The organism is Streptococcus sp. E17BB, assembly GCF_041807725.1.
GTDB lineage: Bacteria > Bacillota > Bacilli > Lactobacillales > Streptococcaceae > Streptococcus > Streptococcus entericus.
Genome location: NZ_JBGTZC010000071.1, coordinates 1 through 1638, shown reverse-complemented (window position 1 = coordinate 1638; position 1638 = coordinate 1). Strand labels below are relative to the sequence as shown.

1 protein-coding gene and 1 pseudogene are annotated in these 1638 nt (G+C 41.8%); both read right to left on the bottom strand.

Translation table 11 applies throughout. The features are described 5' to 3' along the window. Nucleotides 1-122 precede the first annotated feature (122 nt). A pseudogene (locus ACERC7_RS10585) lies at nucleotides 123-882 on the bottom strand (IS30 family transposase); the annotation flags it as partial. A 91-nt stretch (nucleotides 883-973) separates the two neighbouring features. Then, nucleotides 974-1276 carry a hypothetical protein gene (locus tag ACERC7_RS10580; RefSeq protein WP_373659703.1) on the bottom strand — a complete coding sequence of 101 codons (303 nt, stop codon included), beginning with the start codon at nucleotides 1274-1276 and terminating at the stop codon, nucleotides 974-976. Nucleotides 1277-1638 lie beyond the last annotated feature (362 nt).

The window sequence follows — 1638 nt, the reverse complement described above, 5'->3', positions numbered from 1 at the left end:
TCCACTGGTGGAACCATCATCGCATTCACGGTAGTCTCGATTACCAAACACCTATGGTTAAGCGAGTTATCGCTTAACAAAAACACTTTATAAAAATTGTACAGAAAAGGGGTGCCTTTTCAGGCAAATTCCTTCCCCCTATCTGAAGTAAAGGTTTTAAAGGCTTCTTTTGGAAATAACGTCAGGAGTTGTTCGATGGCTGAAAACATGGATTCNGTAAAGGTTTTAAAGGCTTCTTTTGGAAATAACGTCAGGAGTTGTTCGATGGCTGAAAACATGGATTCAGCTGTTCTATCTGGCATCTTGAAAGCCAGGTAAAAGCGTGTTTTCCTCTCCACAAAGGTCGCTAAACAGCCCTTACTTTTGCCTCGGGAGGCTACCTCCGTATCTAGCTCCCAGTGACCGAAAGTCTGACGATTCCTAACTTTTTAGGGCGTTTGGAAATCGGTGTTCCAATCATGAATTTCCCACGGATTTCCTGCGGGGTTCGGCTTTTTCCTTTACGGCGTAAGACGCTTAAATCTAGGTTAATCAAGCCAGCGTAGAGCCAGTTGTAGATGGTCTTAAAAGCGACCATTGGCTTGTCTTCCAGCCGATAGCGACCGCAAATCTGTTCGGGAGACCAAGAGGCTCTCAAACCTTGTTCAATCTCCGCTTTTAACTCAGGGGTCAAACGAGACTGTCGTCCTTTTTGCTTAGCCTTTTGGTCAACATGTTTCTGGGCTAGGTCTGCGGAATAAGCAGCCGGACACCGTTCTAACGCTCTTGAGATGGTAGACTTATGGACGCCAAGTTTACTAGCAATTTGATGAGGTTTCAACCCTAATTCTAAATAAGTCTCTATCTTTATTCGCTCTTTTATGGTTCATGGGAGTAGCTCATAGGTTTCCTCGTGTTCTGGTAGTGTGGTTACGTATAGTTTACACGACAGAAACGCTATGAGTTTTTTTGTTGCACTATATTTTACAATTTATCATAAGATAAAATACTCAATCTGAATATCTTGTTCAGGGTATGTTTGTGTGAGTTCAGTCGCGATATCATTATACATTTGTCGAAGTGTTGCGATTTTGTCTGGGAAATTGCTCCCCACATAGTGGAAGGTGCACTCGATGGTTAAAAAGAGTTCGTGAAACAGGGCGTTCATTTGTTCTAATTTCTCAAGAAGTTCAGTGTTGCCTTGTAAAAAGCTAGGGGCTTCTTTGCGCTCCGTTGTAAAGGCATCAACAACTTTGACAGGAAAACTCCCGTACTCTAGGCTCAATTCATAGATCATGCGTGGTCTCCTTTATCCGTTTTCATTATTTTACCATAAAATAGCAGAGCTAGCACAAGTGAGGTACTGGCATTGGTATTTTTACAGAAAAAGGAAAGTTCCTACTGTTATGGGTAAAACCTTTCCTTTTTGGCTCATTGTCAACTGTAGTGGGTTGACCAATTTAACACCGAGAGAGGACAAGTTTAGTCTTCTCTCGTTTTATGTTTAGCGCAATGAAAATGCGAGTTTTGAAGTTTGAAAAGTCACCCCTTTTCTGTACAATTTTTATAAAGTGTTTTTGTTAAGCGATAACTCGCTTAACCATAGGTGTTTGGTAATCGAGACTACCGTGAATGCGATGATGGTTCCACCAGTGGACA